Here is a 12322-nt window from a genome sequence, read left to right as displayed (position 1 = left end):
GCTGCGCAGGTCCGCGCCGTACAGGTTCGCGCTGCGCAGGTCCGCGCCGTACAGGTTCGCGCTGCGCAGGTCCGCGCTGCGCAGGTCCGCGCCGTACAGGTTCGCGCTGCGCAGGTCCGCGCCGTACAGGTTCGCGCTGCGCAGGTCCGCGCCGTACAGGTCCGCGCCGTACAGGTCCGCGCCTTCCAGGTTCGCGCTGCGCAGGTCCGCGCCGTACAGGTTCGCGCTGCGCAGGTCCGCGCCTTCCAGGTTCGCGCTGCGCAGGTCCGCGCCGTACAGGTTCGCGCTGCGCAGGTCCGCGCCGTACAGGTCCGCCTTTTCCTTGATTGCAATCTTGACGGCCATGCCGAGCCTAACGGACGGCAATTCGTCAACTGGGCAATTCAGCTCGGCCGTGAACTGAACGGCGCCGGTAAATCGATTGAGAATGGTCTGGACAATTTTAGGCTTGGCGGCCGTCTTGGTGGACATTTCGTGCTCCCGATTCCGTAGTGGAATGGGAACATCATACACAAGAATCAGACGGAAGCAATACAAAAACGATACAAAAGGAAGAAAAATATATAGAGGCCAGCATTCGCGCTGCCTCTACGTTTTTCACGGACCTACATATTCGGTATCAGCCCAATTCGATCGTTTCCATGCGCGGCGTGCGCGCGGCCCACACCAAGCGAGCATATTCTACGCGCGCGTACCCCGCCGGGTCGTGGCGTGCGGCCCACTGGCCAGCGCTGATGGTTGCTGAGGTTCTGCGGAAAATCATGTGGAGGGCACCATCGCGGATAATCGGGTTGCAGCCCTCGGCGCGTAATATTGAATAAAATAAAGCCGGACTAAATGTGTCAGGTAATGGCGCCGCGCAACAGTTGCGCTCGCGCTGTAGTGTCTCAATGCCCATTCCTACTTACTCCCCATGGCCGCGAACCGGCGCGGCAGCCGGGGGTTAGTAATCCGCTACACTTACGGACCGTCCGCTTTTAAGCCCCGAAGGGCTCTGGACATGGCGAGACGCCCCCGGCCAAAGGCCAGATGACGTGCCCGCCAGGGCACGCGCCGACGTGATGTCGGGATTCGGCGCCACCAAAACGGAGAGAGCCTAAATGTAGTCCGGGTTACTACGCCCGGGGAAACAATGCGATAAAGTTGCGTGCGGCGCAATACACAATTTGAACACAATGGAAGAAGTGCAAAAGCAAGCGTGGATATCGCGCACCCATTATCGCGACAGGTCAACGTATGCGCCGTGTATCACGGTCAGAACCTTTACTTCTCTATCTTCATCACGGTCCCCGTTCCTGTAGACAATCGGCCTGTGAATGGGGTTTGTGGATCTCGGCTGGAACTCGGTTCTATCGGGATAAACGGCTACGGCTTTGACGGAACGCTCAATCAGGCCTCCTCGATTCTGCTCGACAACCACAATCATGTTGTTCGCCAGCACGCCGCCTGCGTCTTGGAAATCGACGCCGAGAACAATCATTCCGTCGAAGATCTTTGCTTCGTTCATTGAGTCACCGTGCGCTACCCACGCCATGGGTCTTGCGTTGGGATGACTAACGCTACGTGCTGCATTCACCGAGCGCGGCTCAACCTGCGAAAGCAAGTCAGCCTCGCGAAATGACCCGGCCTCCACCACCCCAAGTATCGGGTAGGGGACGCTCTCGACTATCGGATATGTGACGCCCTCGACGCTGCGCTGCGCCGCCAAGCCGAATGAGAGGACGTTGCTGTTGCTCACATGATTGTCGGGTGCCCGCCTGGCCTTGATTGGCGACTCTACGCCGAAATATTCGGCCATTCTCTCAACTTCCTCTGTATTGAATTTGGTTTCACCGCGCAGCCTCGTGTGCAGCGTCGGTTTTGCCATGCCTAGACGCTCAGCCAACGCTATAACCACCTTCGTTCGTCCGCGCGGCTCAGCCATTTCATCGATGTGCTTGTTAGCCCACTTCGCATAATCCACGACACACTCCCTTTGTTACACCGTGTTTTTACGCGGTGCGTTCCATATACGAAACTTATACATTTCAATCAAGCTTAAAAAAGTAGCTAAAACAATGTGCTACAAAACATAGACAAAGAAATCTGAACACGTGCTGGTTTATGTATGGTTTTTGTATCGAATCAGTGTAGGGTGCTCCCACGTCACGGAAACGCCAACTCACGGAATTCATTATGGTTCGATGGACTGACGAGCAAGTTATCGATTTGGCTTGCGTCGAGGGCATAACTGTAGCCGAAATCGCTCAGCGCCTCGGTGTTCACAAGGCGACGGTTGAAAGATTTTTCAGCCGCAACAGGGTCAAAATTGAGGCGGCCCGCTCCGATGTACAAATACCGGACAGAAAGCACGCCGAAGTGCTGGCGCTCTGGGGGGACGGCTACCCGCGTGAGGATATCGCCGCCCGTGTCGGGGTGAGCGTTGATGTTGTTCGTAGGCTGATCCTTTCCGCTGAATACGACGAACAGCCAGAGGATCTGGGCGCAAGCTTGGAGCTGTTGGCGCTGCAGGTGGCCCATCCTGGGCGGCTCTACGAAGACGATGTGCGCGCGTTATGTGGCCGCGCGCCAGTTTGGATTAGCGCGCCAGACACTGGGCTGCGTAGCGCGGCATAACTTCCAGCAATCGATCATCACTGCTTGCCGCATGGGCGCGTGCGGCAAACGAAACTGCGCGCCTTGGAGACTCCATGACACCCGAAGAGAAGAGCCTTTACATGCAGCATTTTTTTGACATCGGCGACGTCGTCGAAATCGACGATAGCGAGGTGATAGGCACCATCACCGGCCTGCAGATCGCGGAAGGTCAGGAAGACCAGTACCGCGTTTTGTATCACGACGCGACGGGATCGCCGCAAGAGAAGTGGTGGCGCGGTTCTTTGCTCGAATCTGTCAAGCCTGACGAGTCCAATGTTGTCTGCTTCGACTGCGCCAAGGCCGCGCTGGTTGAATCGCGCAATGCAACCAAGCACTGAGGGGAACGGAATGTACGGAATTCTGAATGATGAGGCTGCCCAAGCAGGAGAGCCGAAGTTTAAGGTGGGCCAGCTGGTGCGAAGCACCGTGGTGGCGGCTGCTGGTCTTGGGGTCGTTGAGCACTATTCCAACACGGGCGCGGTCATCGTCAACTATAAGGACACTTGGTTCGGGAGGTGTCATGATCACGAAGACCAGCTCGAGAATGCCTTCCTCCCCGGCAACAAGGTGCGCGTGACCAAGCACAGCGGTTACTTCGCGGTGGGGGATGTCGGAGAGGTCGAGCGCCAGGACGGCTATGTCGTATTCGTGAAGCACGGCGCCTATCAGCGCGTGGGCCTGCCGATCGATGCTGGGAGCTTGGAGCTGATTGCCGAGCCAGCGCCGAAGTTCAAGGCGGGTGACAAGGTGGTGTGCCTGTCTACTCCGTGCGGAGGGGGCCAATTCACCAAAGGCAAAACCTACATAGTCCGCGAAGACGTGCCCGACGACGGCAACACCTACGTCATGATTGCGAAGGACGATAGTGGGTCGTCCCAAAATGGCTGGTGCCAACAGCATTTTGAACTTGCGGCGCGAGCCGCCACGGACACCAGCGGCTATGTCACTGGCGTTTCTTTCGCACAGCCAAGCCCCTGCATCGTCGCCCGCGTAGTGGACGGCACGCCGCGACCCTCGAACATCCCGTTCGTTCATCCGGACCTCACAAGCGCCACGACCGAAGCCGAACGCCTCGCCAAGAACAACCCCGGCCAGGAGTTCGCAGTGTATCAGCGCGTGGCTGGCCGCGTGGCTGAGGTCTCTTACAGCATGAAGGAGGTTGCGTGATGGCGTCTAGAACTACCGCGGAGGCATTCAATGAGTGGATGCGTCGATACACTGAAGATCCAGAGTCATTCAGTCGCGAGTTTCAAAACGTCGGACTTTTCTTGGCCGAGCAAGCGGCAGGCAAGAAACCGACCTACGGCGAAGAATGCGCGGCCTATCTTAACAGGCTTGTGAGGGGCACAATCTAATGCAGACCAACAACATTCACACGTTGCCAGCTGCTGCCAAGCAGCTGGGCGCAACCATCACCCTGCAGCAAGCTATCGCAACCAACGCGCGCCCGGATGTGCTCCGCGCAGTGGCCAAGTGGAACGAACGCAAGTCGTATGACGAGCGGCGCCGGAAGGCACGCGCCAGGCACAAGACACAGGCAGTAGCGCTGCGTGCGGTGGCTGATGAGTTGGAGGCGCGTGAACTGAGGAGGGCCGCATAGTGGGCATGTTCAACATTCGCCAGGCAACCAGCGCGCCTGACGACCGCCAAGGCGTTGCTGTCCTCTCGTTGCTGTTAGGTAGCGCAGCGGCTTGGGTGACACACGTCATTGTCTGCATCAAGGCCAGCGCGTGGATCCTGCTGCTGTTCGGTTGCATCGTCGCGCCGGTTGGCGTGGTGCATGGGGTTGGCGTATGGCTGGGGGTATTTTGAAATGAAGTGCTTTCTGACCGTTCTGAAACATATCGCTGCTGCTGCGGTGATTGCGGTACTCGTCGGACTTTTTGCGGCGGTTCTATTTGTCGCAGCGTTAGCCACGGCGGTGTTGTTCGGCCTCACTGGAGGCTGGGCGATGGCTATATTCTTGTTCTACGTCCTCCTCACCATTGGCATCATCGACGGCATTGCCGAGTGCCACGGCTAATGCACTTTACAACGCATCAGCTTCAATTGCGCGGCGTATCGCCCGAGCCACTCAAAGGAGCGTTCGCGCGCTGCTTTGAGCAGGCAACAAAGACAACCGATTTGGCCATGCAGCGGTTCTGGGACCAGTTCGTTGCTGCTCATCGTGCGATTTATCGTGGCGGCGAAATGATGGAGGCGGCGTGAGCACTACCGAAATTGACGACTCCGTGCGGAACTTCTTGGCATTCCGCGCCAAGAAGCGAACCGCAGGCAAGCCGCTGCCGTCGCAGCTTATGTCGGTTGGCTCTTGGTTGCTGGTGCTCATTGCCGTCGTGGCCGCGGCCTGGCTTGGGCTTGTCTAACCATGCACCTCTGGACCGCAACCGGCCATCTCGACCCGCTGCACGTTTTTCTAATCGCGTGCGTGCTCATGGCACTAGCCCACACGCCTTGGCATTGGCCACCGGCTCATTCGTAAGGATTCATAAATGGCAATCTCTCTCACTTCGCTAAAGTCGACCAAGAAGCAGGCGCAGGAACGCTCACCCATCGTGACCGTCTACGGCGTTGATGGCGTTGGAAAGACCACGTTCGCGTCCGAGTTCCCCAACCCAGTGTATATCCCGACTTCCGGCGAGCGCGCGCCTTCAGACATCGACCTGCCAACGCCAGGCACGGTGGAATCCCTCGAGGATATGTATGACATCGTGGGTGAATTACTGGACCGCGATGACGAAGGCAACCTGAAGCACGAATTCAAGACGGTGATTATTGACAGCTTGGACGGTCTCGAGCCTCTGATTCACAAGGTGACGTGCGCTCGCATCGGAGCCGCTGCTATTGACGACAGTAGCTCTGGATCCGTTGCCGCCTTCGGGCGTGGCTATCGCGAGGCTGACGTTGAGTGGACCGAATTCACAGATGCTGTAGACGCTATGGCAGAGGCGGGCATCAACGTCGTCCTTCTAGCGCATCCTGGTATCGTCACGTTCAATTCGCCGGTGTCCGATCCGTACAGCCGGTATGAGATCAAGCTGCACAAGCGTGGCGCGGCCCTCATTCGCGAAAAGTCGGACATTGTTGGCTTCGTGAACTACCGGGTGACGCTGGTTAAGGCCGACCCGAGCAATAAGAAGTCTGCGCACCACGCTGAAGGCAAGGAGCGTTATATCCATCTGGCCGAGAACGCGGGCTTTGTCGCCAAGTCGCGTTTCCCGACGCCCGAGTCCATCAAGTACGTAAAGGGCAAAGGCTACGCCGAGTTGGCGAAGTATCTGCCGAGCGTGCAGGAGGCGGCGTGATGTGCGTCGTATCCATGGTTGGCGATCATTACAGCGACAAGTGGCGTCCGCTCTTTCCTGACTTGCCGCCTTGGTCGGACGAGGTGCCGTACCCCGGACCAGGTGGTCTCAATCCCATTCCGGGAATCTCCCGCGAGGAATTCGACGACCTGAAAAGGGAGGTCGAAGAAATGAAGGCTCTGCTGCAGCGCGCCAAGGAGTACGATGAGCGCAATAACGAGCCCGATTGCGAGATCGAGGAGAAGATGGCGCTGCTCCGCAAGGTGGCGCGCCTGGTTGGCGTTGACTTGGATGACGTGTTTCGGAGCGGGCAGTGATGGCCGCCAAGGCATGGCATATCCTCGTTCTGGTCTGCGCGGCGCTAACCGCCGCGCAGGTTGGTGTGGCATGGTGCAACGGAGAATCTGCGTGGTGGTACGTTTGGCTGGCCGCAATCTGGTTTAGCGTCGATGTGGCGCTTAAGGCACTGCGTGATTTTTTGGTGTCAGAATGACCAAACGCTCCAAAATCGTCGACGCCGCCATCAAGCGTTCATGGGCGAAGCTCGCCAAGGCTGCGTTTGAGAGGGCGGTGGTCAAGATGAACTACGACCACTACGCCGAGGCCGAGACCTACATGTACGTAACAGAGCGATGGCTTGAGAGGGCCGGCGCCGAGGCAACGAAGTGGTATTTCTGACCAGTGCATCACGATAACGACAATGAGCTTCCGCGCACTCGCGCGGAGGCGATTGAGAAGGGGTTTAGGTTCTACTCCGATGGCAATCCTTGCAGGCATGGGCACAGGGGCAAGAGATATTCAAACTCTGGCAGTTGCGTTCCGTGCGCGATGGAGAGAGCCACGAAGTGGTACGGCGATAATAGGGAGCGAAAAGCCGCGTCTGACTTGCGCAGATACCACGCGAACCCAAAGGTAAAACAGCAAGTCTGCGCCTGGCGAGAGAGGAATCCAGACAAGGTTATTGCCAGTCGAAAGAAGTGGGTCACAAACAATCCGGAGAAGAGGGCCGAATCCACCCGCCGATACGCCGCCAATAACCCCGAGAAAGTGCAGGCCAGTGTGCGCAAGCGAAGGGCTCGTTTGCGCGGAAGCGAAGGCAGCCACACAGCAGATGACATTGCAGAGATTCTGCGGAAGCAGAAATACAGATGCGCGGAATGTGGTTGTTCGGTGAGGAAGCGAGCCAGTAGGCAAGTTGACCATATCATCCCGCTAATTCTTGGCGGCTCAAACAATCGCTCAAACCTTCAGGTGTTGTGCCCAACGTGCAACAAAAAGAAGGGTGGCAAACATCCAATTGACTTCGCCAAAGAGCGTGGTCGCTTGATTTAAACTGCCGGCATGATCGGCCCTTTCGCCGAGTGCTAAGCGGCACAGCCGCAACCTGACTCAAATCAGGAGACTATCCTTGGCTCAGCTTGGAACCAAGTTCAAAAGCACTGAACACGACACAACGCAGAACGACTACACCAATCTTCCCGATGGAATTTACGACCTGGAAATCATCCAGTCGGAAGTCAAAGAGACAAACACCGACAAGGGATCCGGCAAGATGCTCACGCTGCGATACAGCGTTGTGGCACCAGAGGATTACAAGGGTCGCCTCATCTTCGGTAACATCACTCTGGAACATGATGTCTCTAGCACCCAAGAGATCGGGCAGAAGCAGTTCGCAAGGCTGTGCCGCGCTCTTGGTGTCGATGAGGTGGATGATAGCGATGCTCTCCACTTCATCTCATTCCGCGCAAAGGTCGGCATGGGCAAACCGTCCAAGGCCAAAAACCCCGATGGCTCGCCTCAGTATCCGGCCAAAAACGAACTGAAAACTCTGTTCTATCCCGATGAGGGCGACCTGCCTGAGGTGGGTGTGACCGGCCCGGCGGCTGCGAACGACAACCGCAAGGTGGCCAACGACAACAGGCCTGCGAGCGGTGACGCGCGCACGACTGGCAACGGCGGTGCCGCTGCGACAGCAGGCGGCAAAGCCAGGCCGTGGGGCAAGAAGTAGGGCGCAACACACTACTGGTGCGCACCGCGCACCAGTAGTCCTGCAAACCGGAGATTTCCATGATTAAGCGAAATGCTTTCGCGCTAGCTACTGCGGGCCTGGCCGGATGCCTCGGCGCCTGCTCCAACGACGCGCAGGTTGCCTCCTACAATCTGTCGCAGGCTGCTGACAGCTTTCAGATCAATCGGCGCATCGTATTCTACAACGGTGTTACCGGCGACTACATGCTGACGATTGAGGGCCTGTGCTCGCAGGAACCGAAAGACCGCAAGCTTGAGGTTACATGCAAGGTCGGTCCAGGCACGTACAAGAAGCATTTCCTCGGCCTCAGCGACAACGTGACTTACTTCTCTGAGCAGATGGAAGCGGCGCCTGCGAACGTCTACCACTACCGCGTGACGTTCAAGCCGGCTGCGATCATTCCCGATATCAACTTTAAGGGCTGAGGCGCATGACCACGCACCACGTAAAGTCTTGGGCGCATTTCTTTGATGCCATCGAGGCCGGGGACAAGACGCACGATCTCCGCAAGAACGACCGCAATTATCATGTTGGCGATACCCTCATCCTTCAGCGGTACGACAACATCAACGGCATGTACACCGGCGAAGAGTTGCCTGTCGAGGTGACGTACATCACCAGCAAGGCCGTGCCGTGCGCATTCTCCAGCGCGGTATTGCCGCCCGATTACGCAATCCTTAGCATTCAGCGGCGAATTGAATGACGGAACATCAGAAGCACATGCGTAACATGGCAGAACTGGCAATTTCTAATGGTGAGGTTGGCGCGCAGGTGGAGATTACGGACGTCGAACTGCGCCGCGTGCTGACTGAGGCAATAACGACGCAATTGCTGCGTGCCTATGAACTGGGTGGATGCGACTAATGCCAAAAAACGAAAACATTATGCTGGACGTTCAGCTTATCGAACTCGAACTGTCCAACCTTATCGCCAGCTATCCCGAGTTGGCCGAGGATGAGGAATTGCGCGCCGATATGGTCGAGGGCAGCACGGCAGCTTATGACGTGCTGGACCGGATCCTTACGCGCTTCCGCGAAGCTGAGGCGGACGCATCCGCCATTGATGCGCGGATTGACCGGCTGGCGGCTCGCAAGGACAGTGCAGATAAGCGCGGTCGTGCCATGCGTCGACTTGCTTTGCGTTTGATGGCTGCTGGCGACCTTAAGTCGGTAAAGCTGCCGGAAGGAACGCTGTCCCGCGTCAAGGGCCGCGAATCGGTTGAGGTAACGGACGAGTCTGCGCTGCCCACTTGGGCGTTCAAGGTCGAGGTTGACAAGAAAGTCAGTAAGACCGCGATCAAAGATGCGATCGACGCTGGCATTGCTGTGCTTGGTGCTCGGCTGGTCGCTGGCGATGAAACGTTACAGGTGCGGTGATGCAGACATACGAAGCAGAAAAGAAGTTGGTGCGCGCTGCGGCCAATTGGTTCAAGGGCGGCTTTGTGGCTGGTGGCGCAGTGACCAGTGTGTTCACCGCGCGGCCGATCAACGACGCGGATATCTACTTCAAGAGTCGCGCCGCGTTTGAATATGCAGTGTTCCAGGCATACGAGGACGGTTTATGGTGCGTTGATGCCAGCAAGCGAGCGGTAACGTTCTCGGATGGCGGGAAGATCATGCAGTTGATGCACTTTGATTTCTTTCCGACTGCGGCGGACATCTTTAAGGCGTTTGATTTCACTATCAATATGGCTGCTCTGGACCTGGATACAAAGGAGTTCGTCTTCCACGACGACTTCTTGAAGCACAATTCGCAGCGATTTCTCCGATTCAACAAAGGCACTCGCTATCCTTTGGCCTCGCTTACTCGGGTGCTGAAGTATCAGCAGAGAGGCTATACCATCGGCAAGGGCGATATCCTCAAGATAGGGATGGCCTGCCGTGGGGTTAAAATCAATAGTTGGGACGACCTTAAGGACCAGATTGGCGGCGCCTATGGCAACAAGGTGGTGCTTGACGGGGCTGACCGTGAGTTCAGCGTTGATGCAGCCATTGACGCTCTGACGGTTAATGAGGCCGGCAAGGATACGTTTGTTGTTGCCGCCAATGACAACAATCAGCCAGGCGATGCGGGCTCACTCTTGCGCAAGTTGGCCGAGCTGAACGGCATTGAGTACGTGGAAGGGCCGCGCGATGATGATGGTTGGCCTGTGCTGGAGGCAGCGTGATGGGGCCGCGCCTGACTGGACGAACGCGCTGGCGCAACAAACGGGTGTGGTTTGGCGTCAAACAAGTAATGCAAGTCGAGTACGAGGCCATGGTCTGCGAAAACCTCGGACTTGGCCACATCGAGTGCGACACACGCACCTTCTGGCGCGACGCAACGCCTGCGGACTACCTGAATTGTCCTGCTATTGCACAAGCGTGTAAATAGCTCACAACAGACGGATATTTGAATAATGACTCTCGCCATCCAACGCGCCGATCTGGCGCGCGTGCTTTCGGCCGCCACAAAGCCGGTAGAATCCCGCAACACCATCCCCATTCTCGGCAATGTGCTGCTATCAGCCACGGCTGGAACGCTGACGGTGACCGGCACCGATCTTGACATCCAGGTATCTGCGATGGCTCCGGGCGATGGCGAGCTCAGTGCCACGGTCGACGCCAAGCGGCTTAGCGATATCGCCCGGCGTATTTCTGGTGATGCCGTCACTATGGAGGTTAAGGAAGACAAGCTGGTTGTCAAATCGGGCCGATCCCGATTTACGCTACCAACCTTGCCGGTTGACGATTTCCCGCACCTTGACGCTGGAACGCCCGAGGTTGAGTTTGATTTGGACTTCGCTGAGCTTGTAGCGCCGGTGAAGTTTGCCATGTCCAGCGAGGCTACCCGCTACTATCTCTGCGGCATCCACCTCCACAGTACTGCCGAGGCCGGTATTCGCGCTGTTGCCACGGACGGCCATCGCTTGGCGCACAACACCGCGTCCGGCATGCCGCAGATCCCGGCTGTGATTATCCCATCCAAGACTGTTGGAGTTGTTCCGACCGGTGTCGTCGCGGTGTCGCTCAGCAAGAACAGGGTGCGCTTCGCCACCGCTGACACCATCATTGTGTCCAAGCTGATTGACGGCACGTTTCCTGACTACCAGCGCGTCATCCCGGCCAACAACGACAATGTTGTGACTGTCGACCGTAAGGACCTGGCCAATGCAGTTGCACGAGCAACGGCTGTGGCCAGCGAACGCGGTAAGGGCGCCAAGTTCAGCGTGGCTGGCGATAACATCGCGATCGACATGCGAGCCGATGACGGCACCGCGCATGAGGACGTGCCGGCCTCATACAGCGGCGAGCCGATTGAGATTGGCTTCAACTGCCAGTACGCGACCGACGTTCTTGCGGCTGCGCCTGGCGACGAAGTGCGCATCAGCCTGAGTGATAGCGGCACGCCCGCAATATTCCAAGGCGATGGCGAGTGGCTGGGCCTGGTGATGCCGGTGCGGGTTTGAGCATGAGTGAAGCTAGCTACTGGGAAGGCCGTTGGGATGCCGAGGCCAACCTTAAAGACGCGGCGCTTGAGGCCATTTCGCAGATCAACCGCGGCCTATTTGAGGATGCTGTCCTTACGCTTGAGCGCAACTTCTTCCCTACTTGGCAAGACGCTGCGGATTGTGAGGCTCGGTATCGGGAAGTGATGGGGAGGACGGCGTGAAGATCGTTTGGACTGACAATTATAACCGCGAGAGCGTCGCTGAGTACGTTGTTGCAGAAGGAATCAAGCATGAGGCGTATGCCGAATGCATGCGCGATGCACTCCGCGCGAAGTTTAGCGGCGAGTATAGCGACTCTTGGTTCAAGATCGTGCCTGATGAATACACACTCTGGCGCGGCATGGAGGAGTTGGTGTGACGGAGTCTGACATCAACGCGCTGACTGACGAACTAATCGACGCCAAGGCCGAGTTAACGGACCTTGGCGGGCGCTATGCCGAATTGCGGGACGATTACAAGGGTCTTGAGATTAGCTGGCATCAGCTGAAGGACGACTATTCGGCCTTGGCGCGCGCCTTGGGCGTTCCTGGTGACGCATTCTGGGGTGACCCGTTGGTTGCGCATGCCGACGTTCTGTCCCGCGCTAAGGAATTGGCTAGCTTTGCGAGGGTGGCGTGATGGCGGCTGAAATTCTCGACTCGGTTCATCGCTTGGCAGAAGACTTCATCAAAAGGAAATACACCGCCAGAGCAGACGAGCGCCAAAAGGCGATGGGGCTTTCATACGTGGAGGCTGAACAAAGCGATCTGATAAGGGAGGTGGCGGCGTTTGCGCGTCAATGTGTGGCGTTGTCCGTCGAGTTTGACCACATCGCTAGCGACTGCGGCATTCTTGTTTTTGATGTCGGGGAGCACGACTAAC

The 12322-nt window shown here is 57.5% G+C and carries 25 protein-coding genes; 23 read left to right on the top strand and 2 right to left on the bottom strand.

Going from position 1 to position 12322, the window contains the following annotated elements:
• On the bottom strand, positions 1–471 hold a 471-nt coding region (locus tag SO139_RS03450; RefSeq protein ID WP_498539675.1), incomplete at its 3' end, for a pentapeptide repeat-containing protein.
• 745 nt (positions 472–1216) lie between these two features.
• Positions 1217–1963, bottom strand: coding sequence for a LexA family transcriptional regulator (locus tag SO139_RS03445; protein WP_498539674.1), 747 nt, complete (start codon positions 1961–1963; stop codon positions 1217–1219).
• A 212-nt stretch (positions 1964–2175) separates the two neighbouring features.
• Between SO139_RS03445 and SO139_RS03440 the strand changes: the two genes are divergently transcribed.
• From SO139_RS03440 to SO139_RS03330, 23 genes are all read left to right on the top strand, one after another.
• Complete coding sequence (locus SO139_RS03440; RefSeq protein WP_498539673.1) at positions 2176–2616, top strand: helix-turn-helix domain-containing protein; 441 nt, start codon at positions 2176–2178, stop codon at positions 2614–2616.
• 74 nt (positions 2617–2690) lie between these two features.
• Positions 2691–2975 carry a hypothetical protein gene (locus tag SO139_RS03435; RefSeq protein ID WP_498539672.1) on the top strand — a complete coding sequence of 95 codons (285 nt, stop codon included), beginning with the start codon at positions 2691–2693 and terminating at the stop codon, positions 2973–2975.
• Positions 2976–2985: 10 nt separating this feature from the next.
• Entirely contained in the window at positions 2986–3804 is an 819-nt protein-coding gene (locus SO139_RS03430; RefSeq protein WP_498539671.1) for a hypothetical protein, read from the top strand.
• A 187-nt stretch (positions 3805–3991) separates the two neighbouring features.
• On the top strand, positions 3992–4237 hold the full coding sequence (locus tag SO139_RS03425; protein WP_498539670.1) for a hypothetical protein: 246 nt from the start codon (positions 3992–3994) through the stop codon (positions 4235–4237).
• Between the two features lie 5 nt (positions 4238–4242).
• Complete coding sequence (locus tag SO139_RS03420) at positions 4243–4449, top strand: hypothetical protein (protein WP_498539692.1); 207 nt, start codon at positions 4243–4245, stop codon at positions 4447–4449.
• 1 nt (position 4450) lies between these two features.
• Entirely contained in the window at positions 4451–4660 is a 210-nt protein-coding gene (locus tag SO139_RS03415; protein WP_498539669.1) for a hypothetical protein, read from the top strand.
• Positions 4660–4845 (top strand): hypothetical protein, encoded by a 186-nt coding sequence (locus SO139_RS03410; protein WP_498539668.1) that lies wholly within the window; start codon positions 4660–4662, stop codon positions 4843–4845. The genes SO139_RS03415 and SO139_RS03410 overlap by 1 nt, the downstream gene beginning before the upstream one ends.
• Positions 4842–5003: a hypothetical protein gene (locus SO139_RS03405; protein ID WP_498539667.1), complete on the top strand. Its 162-nt coding sequence runs from the start codon at positions 4842–4844 to the stop codon at positions 5001–5003. The genes SO139_RS03410 and SO139_RS03405 overlap by 4 nt, the downstream gene beginning before the upstream one ends.
• 126 nt (positions 5004–5129) lie before the next feature.
• Positions 5130–5942 carry an ATP-binding protein gene (locus tag SO139_RS03400; protein ID WP_498539666.1) on the top strand — a complete coding sequence of 271 codons (813 nt, stop codon included), beginning with the start codon at positions 5130–5132 and terminating at the stop codon, positions 5940–5942.
• Positions 5942–6259: a hypothetical protein gene (locus tag SO139_RS03395; RefSeq protein WP_498539665.1), complete on the top strand. Its 318-nt coding sequence runs from the start codon at positions 5942–5944 to the stop codon at positions 6257–6259. The genes SO139_RS03400 and SO139_RS03395 overlap by 1 nt, the downstream gene beginning before the upstream one ends.
• On the top strand, positions 6259–6435 hold the full coding sequence (locus SO139_RS03390) for a hypothetical protein (protein ID WP_498539664.1): 177 nt from the start codon (positions 6259–6261) through the stop codon (positions 6433–6435). Before SO139_RS03395 ends, SO139_RS03390 begins: the two co-directional genes overlap by 1 nt.
• Positions 6432–6620, top strand: coding sequence for a hypothetical protein (locus tag SO139_RS03385; RefSeq protein ID WP_498539663.1), 189 nt, complete (start codon positions 6432–6434; stop codon positions 6618–6620). The genes SO139_RS03390 and SO139_RS03385 overlap by 4 nt, the downstream gene beginning before the upstream one ends.
• A 150-nt stretch (positions 6621–6770) precedes the next feature.
• On the top strand, positions 6771–7274 hold the full coding sequence (locus SO139_RS03380) for an HNH endonuclease (protein ID WP_498539662.1): 504 nt from the start codon (positions 6771–6773) through the stop codon (positions 7272–7274).
• Positions 7275–7350: 76 nt separating this feature from the next.
• Positions 7351–7950: a DUF669 domain-containing protein gene (locus SO139_RS03375; RefSeq protein WP_498539661.1), complete on the top strand. Its 600-nt coding sequence runs from the start codon at positions 7351–7353 to the stop codon at positions 7948–7950.
• A gap of 59 nt (positions 7951–8009) precedes the next feature.
• Positions 8010–8396 (top strand): beta-sandwich lipoprotein, encoded by a 387-nt coding sequence (locus SO139_RS03370; protein WP_498539660.1) that lies wholly within the window; start codon positions 8010–8012, stop codon positions 8394–8396.
• 5 nt (positions 8397–8401) lie between these two features.
• Positions 8402–8674 (top strand): DUF3850 domain-containing protein, encoded by a 273-nt coding sequence (locus SO139_RS03365; RefSeq protein ID WP_498539659.1) that lies wholly within the window; start codon positions 8402–8404, stop codon positions 8672–8674.
• Entirely contained in the window at positions 8671–8835 is a 165-nt protein-coding gene (locus SO139_RS03360; RefSeq protein WP_498539658.1) for a hypothetical protein, read from the top strand. The genes SO139_RS03365 and SO139_RS03360 overlap by 4 nt, the downstream gene beginning before the upstream one ends.
• Complete coding sequence (locus SO139_RS03355) at positions 8835–9347, top strand: siphovirus Gp157 family protein (RefSeq protein WP_498539657.1); 513 nt, start codon at positions 8835–8837, stop codon at positions 9345–9347. Before SO139_RS03360 ends, SO139_RS03355 begins: the two co-directional genes overlap by 1 nt.
• On the top strand, positions 9347–10138 hold the full coding sequence (locus SO139_RS03350) for a Gabija anti-defense Gad2 family protein (protein WP_498539656.1): 792 nt from the start codon (positions 9347–9349) through the stop codon (positions 10136–10138). The genes SO139_RS03355 and SO139_RS03350 overlap by 1 nt, the downstream gene beginning before the upstream one ends.
• A gap of 231 nt (positions 10139–10369) precedes the next feature.
• On the top strand, positions 10370–11419 hold the full coding sequence (dnaN, locus tag SO139_RS03345; RefSeq protein WP_498539655.1) for a DNA polymerase III subunit beta: 1050 nt from the start codon (positions 10370–10372) through the stop codon (positions 11417–11419).
• Positions 11420–11618: 199 nt separating this feature from the next.
• Positions 11619–11819 (top strand): hypothetical protein, encoded by a 201-nt coding sequence (locus tag SO139_RS03340; protein WP_498539654.1) that lies wholly within the window; start codon positions 11619–11621, stop codon positions 11817–11819.
• Entirely contained in the window at positions 11816–12079 is a 264-nt protein-coding gene (locus SO139_RS03335) for a hypothetical protein (protein WP_498539653.1), read from the top strand. Before SO139_RS03340 ends, SO139_RS03335 begins: the two co-directional genes overlap by 4 nt.
• Positions 12079–12321, top strand: a complete 243-nt coding sequence (locus tag SO139_RS03330) for a hypothetical protein (protein ID WP_498539652.1) — start codon at positions 12079–12081, stop codon at positions 12319–12321. The genes SO139_RS03335 and SO139_RS03330 overlap by 1 nt, the downstream gene beginning before the upstream one ends.
• Position 12322: the final 1 nt, after the last annotated feature.

It is taken from the genome of Bradyrhizobium sp. UFLA05-89 (genome assembly GCF_059803475.1).
The sequence above is the reverse complement of the archived record's forward strand: the minus strand, read 5'-3'. Positions and strand labels throughout refer to the sequence as shown.

Bases quoted from the DNA above. Each gene is read 5' to 3' on its own strand.
- SO139_RS03440 (WP_498539673.1), top strand. From the start codon at position 2,176: ATGGTTCGATGGACTGACGAGCAAGTTATCGATTTGGCTTGCGTCGAG.
- SO139_RS03435 (WP_498539672.1), top strand. From the start codon at position 2,691: ATGACACCCGAAGAGAAGAGCCTTTACATGCAGCATTTTTTTGACATC.
- SO139_RS03430 (WP_498539671.1), top strand. From the start codon at position 2,986: ATGTACGGAATTCTGAATGATGAGGCTGCCCAAGCAGGAGAGCCGAAG.
- SO139_RS03425 (WP_498539670.1), top strand. From the start codon at position 3,992: ATGCAGACCAACAACATTCACACGTTGCCAGCTGCTGCCAAGCAGCTG.
- SO139_RS03420 (WP_498539692.1), top strand. From the start codon at position 4,243: ATGTTCAACATTCGCCAGGCAACCAGCGCGCCTGACGACCGCCAAGGC.
- SO139_RS03415 (WP_498539669.1), top strand. From the start codon at position 4,451: ATGAAGTGCTTTCTGACCGTTCTGAAACATATCGCTGCTGCTGCGGTG.
- SO139_RS03410 (WP_498539668.1), top strand. From the start codon at position 4,660: ATGCACTTTACAACGCATCAGCTTCAATTGCGCGGCGTATCGCCCGAG.
- SO139_RS03400 (WP_498539666.1), top strand. From the start codon at position 5,130: ATGGCAATCTCTCTCACTTCGCTAAAGTCGACCAAGAAGCAGGCGCAG.
- SO139_RS03395 (WP_498539665.1), top strand. From the start codon at position 5,942: ATGTGCGTCGTATCCATGGTTGGCGATCATTACAGCGACAAGTGGCGT.
- SO139_RS03390 (WP_498539664.1), top strand. From the start codon at position 6,259: ATGGCCGCCAAGGCATGGCATATCCTCGTTCTGGTCTGCGCGGCGCTA.
- SO139_RS03385 (WP_498539663.1), top strand. From the start codon at position 6,432: ATGACCAAACGCTCCAAAATCGTCGACGCCGCCATCAAGCGTTCATGG.
- SO139_RS03380 (WP_498539662.1), top strand. From the start codon at position 6,771: ATGGAGAGAGCCACGAAGTGGTACGGCGATAATAGGGAGCGAAAAGCC.
- SO139_RS03370 (WP_498539660.1), top strand. From the start codon at position 8,010: ATGATTAAGCGAAATGCTTTCGCGCTAGCTACTGCGGGCCTGGCCGGA.
- SO139_RS03365 (WP_498539659.1), top strand. From the start codon at position 8,402: ATGACCACGCACCACGTAAAGTCTTGGGCGCATTTCTTTGATGCCATC.
- SO139_RS03360 (WP_498539658.1), top strand. From the start codon at position 8,671: ATGACGGAACATCAGAAGCACATGCGTAACATGGCAGAACTGGCAATT.
- SO139_RS03355 (WP_498539657.1), top strand. From the start codon at position 8,835: ATGCCAAAAAACGAAAACATTATGCTGGACGTTCAGCTTATCGAACTC.
- SO139_RS03350 (WP_498539656.1), top strand. From the start codon at position 9,347: ATGCAGACATACGAAGCAGAAAAGAAGTTGGTGCGCGCTGCGGCCAAT.
- dnaN (WP_498539655.1), top strand. From the start codon at position 10,370: ATGACTCTCGCCATCCAACGCGCCGATCTGGCGCGCGTGCTTTCGGCC.
- SO139_RS03330 (WP_498539652.1), top strand. From the start codon at position 12,079: ATGGCGGCTGAAATTCTCGACTCGGTTCATCGCTTGGCAGAAGACTTC.